The organism is Streptomyces sp. FH025 (assembly GCF_017427025.1).
GTDB lineage: Bacteria > Actinomycetota > Actinomycetes > Streptomycetales > Streptomycetaceae > Kitasatospora.
This window is the reverse complement of record NZ_JAFLNG010000534.1, coordinates 1-5493: the sequence shown is the minus strand read 5'-3', so window position 1 is coordinate 5493 and position 5493 is coordinate 1. Positions and strand designations below refer to the sequence as shown.

The following is a 5493-nucleotide window of genomic DNA, read 5'->3' as shown; positions in this document are numbered from 1 at the left end:
GTGGCGGAAGACGCCGAAGCCGCCGACGTAGCCGGGGTCCGCGTCGTCCAGCGCCTGGGCGTAGAGGGTGCGGTAGTTCCGCAGGATCGGATAGGCGCGGATCCAGGCCTCGGCGGCGGTCGCGCGGACGGTGGCCGGGTCCACGAGTGCCGGGTTGACCATGCTGTCGCTCTCCCACTGCCGGTGAAGCACTGCCGGTGAAGATCCGATCCGCAGATCGGACCGGTAGGGCACATCGGTAGGTCATGTCGATAGGGCATATCGGTACAAATGGGATGCTAAGTGGGGCGGGGTGCGGCGGCATGTCGGGTGGTCCGTGCCCGTACGGACCGGCCGGCGGTCCTCGGGCGGTGCTCCGGCGGTGCTCCGGCGGCCCTCGGGCGGTGCCCCGGCGGCCCTCGGGCGGTGCCCCGGCGGTGCTCCGCTCAGCGCGAAAGCGGGCGTATCCGCGGGGCGGCGGGGAGAGGCTGGCCGACATGAAGATCCTTCTACTCGGGGGCTCGTCCTTCCTCGGACGGGCCTACGCCGCCGAGGCCCTCGCCCGCGGCCATCAGGTGACCACCTTCAACCGCGGCCGCAGCGCCGCCGACCTCCCCGGGGTCGAGGCCGTCCGGGGCGACCGCGACAGCGCCGAGGACCTGGCCCGGCTGGTCGACGGCCGCAGCTGGGACGCCGTCGTCGACACCTCCGCCCGACAGCCCGCCCAGACCGCGCTCTCCGCCCGGCTGCTGCGCGAGCGGGCCGGCCACTACAGCCTCGTCTCCTCGGTGCACGCCTACGCCGACTGGGGCGGCCAGGTGATCACCGAGGACTCCGCGCTCCTCCCCTGCCCCGCCGACACCCCGCCCGACCAGCCGTTCGGCCGCGAGCTGAAGGCCGGCTGCGAGCGCGCGGTGCTGGAGGGCTTCGGCCCCGAGCGCTCGCTGATCCTCAACAGCGGGCTGCTGATCGGGCCGCACGAGATCGGCGGCCGGCTGCCCTGGTGGCTGGAGCGGATGGCGCGCGGCGGGCGGGTGCTCGCCCCCGGCGATCCGGGGCGGACCATGCAGGTGATCGACGTCCGGGACTTCGCCGCCTTCGGACTCGACCGGCTGACGGCCGGGACGGCGGGGCGCTTCCTCACCACGGCACCGCCCGGGGCGCTCACCTTCGGGGAGTGGCTGGAGACCTGCCGGGAGGTCGCGGGCGCGACGGACACCGAACTGGTCTGGGTCGAGGAGGCCCGGCTGCTCGCCGAGGGGCCGGACCGGGTCGAACCCTGGCTCGAACTCCCCTTCTGGGCGCCGGATCTGCCGGACTGGGCGAACATCTGGCAGGTCGACAGCGGCCGCGCCCGGGCGGCCGGGCTGCGCTGCCGGCCGTTCGCCGAGACCGCGCGGGACACCTGGGAGTGGCTGCGCACCAGGGGGCCGGCCGAGGACACCGATGCGGACGGGCGCAAGCCGGTGCCAGGGTCGACGTTCCGGCAGGGCATCGAACCGGACAAGGAGCAGCGGCTGTTGGCCGCGTTCGGGTGAGCGGACTCGGGTGAGCAGGCTCAGGTGAACAGGCTCAGGTGAACAGGCTCAGCTGAGCGGGCCCCGGTGAGCGGCCTCGGGCAGGCCCTCCCGCCAGCGGACCCACCGGAGTGGGGAGTCGGCCGGGCCGACTCCCCACTCCGCGGCCTCAGTGGGTACGACGCGTCACCAGCTCCGCCAGCGCCAGCAGTTCGTCCGCCGAGGACGGCTCCGGTACGGCCGCCGCCAGCTGCGCCATCGCCGTGGCCATCCGCTCGCAGGACTCGCCCTGCGCCCAGCCGCGCCCGCCGGCCCCCTCGACGGCGGCCGCACACTCCGCCAACTCCTCGGGGCTGAGCGGGCGTTCGACGGCGTACAGCTCGGCGAGCCGGGCGCCCTCCGGGGTGTTCGAGCTCAGCGCCGCGACCACCGGCAGCGACTTCTTCCGGGCGACCAGGTCCGCGCCGACCGGTTTGCCGGTGACCGCCGGATCCCCCCAGATGCCGATCAGGTCGTCGATCAGCTGGAAGGCCAGGCCGATCTCGCGGCCGAAGCCGTCCATCGCCTGTGCCGCCTCCTCGGAGCCGCCCCCGTACAGCGCGCCCATCGCGCAGGCCGCGCCGAGCAGGGCGCCGGTCTTCGCCTCGGCCATCGCCAGGCACTCGGGGAGCGAGACGTCGTTGCGCTGCTCGAAGGCGCAGTCGATCTGCTGGCCCTCGCAGAGCTCGACCACGCAGTCGGTGAGCCGGCGGATCGAGCCGCGGGCGGCCGGGTGGGCGTCCTCCGCGAGCAGGCGCAGCGCGAGGGAGTGCATGGCGTCGCCGGCCAGGATGGCCTCGGTGGTTCCGAACACCCGCCAGGCGGTGGGCCGGTGACGGCGGGTGTCGTCCCGGTCGATGACGTCGTCGTGGAGCAGGGTGAAGTTGTGCACCAGTTCCACCGCGGCGGCCGCGGCGACGGCCGTTCCGGGGGTTCCGCCGAGGGCCTGGGTGGCGGCGAGGACCAGGGCCGGCCGGATCGCCTTGCCGGAGGGGGCCTCGACGGGTGTGCCGTCCGCCTCCCACCAGCCGAAGTGGTAGCCGGCCACCTTGCGCATCGCGCCGGGCAGCGAGTCGACGGCGGCCCGCAGGACCGGGTCGACCAGCCCGCGGGCTCGGGCGAGGATGTCCGCCGCCTCGTGCCCCTCCTTGTGGTCCCGCTCCAGCGTGGAGCTCGTCATGGGTCTCTCCCCCTGTAGGGCGCGTGTCGTGGGGCGGCCCGCCGGAACGGGGCGGCCGGGTTGCGTCGGGCGCCGGGCGGTTCCCCCCGGGCGGGTGGCGCGGTTTCGGGCTCGGGGCCTGTCCTACCGCCCCGACGGCCGTCAGCGCTGTGCGATGTCCACGTTCTCCAGGACGCCGATGGCGTCCGGCACCAGGATCGCGGCCGAGTAGTAGGCGCTCACCAGGTAGGAAATGATGGCCTTTTCGTCGATTCCCATGAATCGCACCGAAAGGCTCGGCTGGTATTCATCCGGAATTCCGGTCTGGTGCAGACCGATGACGCCCTGGTTGTCCTCGCCGACGCGCATCGCGATGATCGAGCTGGTGCTCCCGCCGACGATCGGGATCTTGTTGCACGGGAAGATCGGCACTCCGCGCCAGGCGTTGATCTGCTTGCCCTCGACCTCGACCGTGCCCGGGTAGAGGCCGCGCTTGCTGCACTCCCGGCCGAAGGCGGCGATGGCCTTGGGGTGGGCCAGGAACATCCTGGTGCTGCGGCGGCGGCTGAGCAGCTCGTCCATGTCGTCCGGGGTGGGCGGGCCGGAGTGGGTCTGGATCCGCTGGTCGTACTCGGCGCTCTCCAGCAGGCCGAACTCGGGGTTGTTGATGAGCTCGTGCTCCTGGCGCTCGCGCAGGGCCTCGATGGTCAGCCGGAGCTGGTGCTCGGTCTGGTTCATCGGCTGGTTGTAGAGGTCGGCGACGCGGGTGTGGACCTTGAGGATGGTCTGCGCGACGCTCAGCTCGTACTCGCGCGGCTTGAGCTCGTAGTCGACGAAGGCGCCGGGCAGCTCGTACTCGCCCTCGTGGCCGGAGGAGAGGTCGATCGCGGCCTCGCCGTGCTTGTTCTGGGCCTGCTGGAAGCCGTTCAGGTACTCGATGATCTGGAGCTGGAGCGCCTCGGAGCGGTCGTGCAGTTCCTGGAAGGAGGGCCAGGAGAGCGCCATCACGGTGCCGGAGGTCGCGGCGCGGACGGTGTACGGCCAGGTGCCGTCCTCCTGCTGGAGTGCCTCGTCACCGAGGTGGTCGCCGTCGGCGAGGGTGCCGATCACCGTCTCCTCGCCGTACTTGCCGGTGCCGAGCCGGTCGAGCTTGCCGTGCGCGATGAGGAAGACGTCGGTGATCGGCGCTCCGGCGGAGACCAGGACGTCGCCCGGGTTGAACTGCCGCTGCACGAAGCGCCCGGCCAGCTCCGTCAGCACCGCCTCGTCCTCGAAGCCGCGCAGCACCGGCACCTCGGACAGGGTCTGCGGGACGACCCGCACCTCGGAACCGGTCTTGACGAAGCTCACCCGGCCGCGGCCGACCTTGTGGCGCAGGCGGCGGTTCACCCGGTAGGTGCCGCCGGACACCTGCACCCAGGGCAGCGTCCTGAGCAGCCAGCGCGGGCTGATGCCCTGCATCTGGGGGGCGGACTTGGTGGTCGTGGCGAGGTTCCGCGCGCCCGCCGTGCTCAGACTCTGCTGCTGCCGGATCTCCGACTGCGCCCCGGGCGCGGGAATACCGGCATTCGTTTCGGTCGACATATGGGGAGCCCTTCGCATGCCCGATGAAGCGTCGCCTGCACATTCATGTTGCGGCTTCATGGTGGGCCCGTTCGGAGGCGGCTCGCAATCACTCGTACGAGTGGTTCTGAATGACCGAACAAATAGTACGAATGGATCACCTGATCGATATTTGTTCGATTTTCTATTCGAAAGCGCCGGAATCCCGCGCCCCATCTTCCCCCATCGGCGAACCCGTCCGGCCCACCTCTTGACGTCCGCCGCACGCACCGGCCCGCGCGGCACCGAGGTCAGAGCGGGCCGTTCCAGTCCAGCGTCGGCTCCAGCACCCCCTCCAGGGTGAGCAGCCAGCGCTTCACCTCGATCCCGACGCGGCCGCCACCGAAACCGCCGATCCCGTCCGCCGCCACCACCCGGTGGCAGGGCACCAGCAGGGGGACCGGGTTGGCGGCCATCATCTGCCCGACCGTCCGGGCGGCCAGGCCGGGCTCGGCGACGTCCTCGAACACCCCGCTGCGGGCGGCCAGTTCGCCGTAGGTGATGGTCCGGCCGTACGGCACCTGCCGCCAGAGGGTCTGCAACACCGTGCGGTGCGGTCCGGAGCTGAGGCTCCAGTCGATCGGCAGGCCCAACTCGCGGGTACGGCCCGCCAGGTAGGCGCCGATCCGCTCGGTGACGGCGGCGATCTTCGCCCGGTCGGTGCACGGCGGCACCTCGCCCTCCCGACCGCCGTAACCGGCCGCCGCCACGCCCAGCGGCGTCACCGCGACGTGCATCGGGCCGCTGGGCAGCGGCGTCTCCACGGTCAGCCAGGACATCGACCAGGACTGCGGCACGCTCGGGCCCCCACCCTCCGCCGGACCGGCCACCGGCCGACCCGGTACCCGGGGGGCACGGCCGCCCCGGGCGCCATCGTACGGCGGCCCGGGGGCGGCCCGTTCGGGGCCTTCGGCGGGTACGGCAGCGGTCAGAGCCGCCTCTTCAACTCGGCGGCCAGCGCCGTGGACCAGTGCGACAGTTCGGCGCGGTCCGGGGAGCGCCCCTCGCACAGCACGGCGAGCTGCGCGTCGTCGAGCCGGTTCTGCCCCGGGGTCTCCAGCAGGTACGCCAACTCGGACAGTACGGTGGCCAGCCGCGCCGCGTCCCCGTGGTCCATGGTGACCGCGGCCTCGTGGTGGCTGATGGTGAGCGAACCGGGCATGATCGAACCTCCTCCGTCACCCCCACACCCTCCAC

General features: G+C 72.5%; 5 protein-coding genes. 1 reads left to right on the top strand and 4 read right to left on the bottom strand.

The window, feature by feature from the left end; all coding sequences use genetic code 11:
- Nucleotides 1-476: 476 nt before the first annotated feature.
- Nucleotides 477-1517, top strand: a complete 1041-nt coding sequence (locus J0670_RS28705) for an NAD-dependent epimerase/dehydratase family protein (protein WP_207814603.1) — start codon at nt 477-479, stop codon at nt 1515-1517.
- A gap of 148 nt (nt 1518-1665) precedes the next feature.
- Here J0670_RS28705 and J0670_RS28700 read toward each other — a convergent pair whose 3' ends face one another.
- The 4 genes from J0670_RS28700 to J0670_RS28685 form a co-directional block, all read right to left on the bottom strand.
- Nucleotides 1666-2715 (bottom strand): family 2 encapsulin nanocompartment cargo protein polyprenyl transferase, encoded by a 1050-nt coding sequence (locus J0670_RS28700; RefSeq protein ID WP_207814602.1) that lies wholly within the window; start codon nt 2713-2715, stop codon nt 1666-1668.
- A 141-nt stretch (nt 2716-2856) separates the two neighbouring features.
- The gene (locus tag J0670_RS28695; RefSeq protein ID WP_207814601.1) at nt 2857-4278 is read right to left on the bottom strand and encodes a family 2B encapsulin nanocompartment shell protein; all 1422 of its coding nucleotides are present in this window, start codon (nt 4276-4278) and stop codon (nt 2857-2859) included.
- Nucleotides 4279-4547: 269 nt separating this feature from the next.
- Complete coding sequence (locus J0670_RS28690; RefSeq protein WP_307806739.1) at nt 4548-5093, bottom strand: methylated-DNA--[protein]-cysteine S-methyltransferase; 546 nt, start codon at nt 5091-5093, stop codon at nt 4548-4550.
- A 131-nt stretch (nt 5094-5224) separates the two neighbouring features.
- Nucleotides 5225-5458: a hypothetical protein gene (locus J0670_RS28685; RefSeq protein WP_207814600.1), complete on the bottom strand. Its 234-nt coding sequence runs from the start codon at nt 5456-5458 to the stop codon at nt 5225-5227.
- Nucleotides 5459-5493 lie beyond the last annotated feature (35 nt).

What these genes read in the sequence shown, in the direction of transcription:
- J0670_RS28685 (WP_207814600.1), bottom strand. Translation starts at nt 5,458, where the DNA reads ATGCCCGGTTCGCTCACCATCAGCCACCACGAGGCCGCGGTCACCATG.
- J0670_RS28700 (WP_207814602.1), bottom strand. Translation starts at nt 2,715, where the DNA reads ATGACGAGCTCCACGCTGGAGCGGGACCACAAGGAGGGGCACGAGGCG.
- J0670_RS28705 (WP_207814603.1), top strand. Translation starts at nt 477, where the DNA reads ATGAAGATCCTTCTACTCGGGGGCTCGTCCTTCCTCGGACGGGCCTAC.
- J0670_RS28695 (WP_207814601.1), bottom strand. Translation starts at nt 4,278, where the DNA reads ATGTCGACCGAAACGAATGCCGGTATTCCCGCGCCCGGGGCGCAGTCG.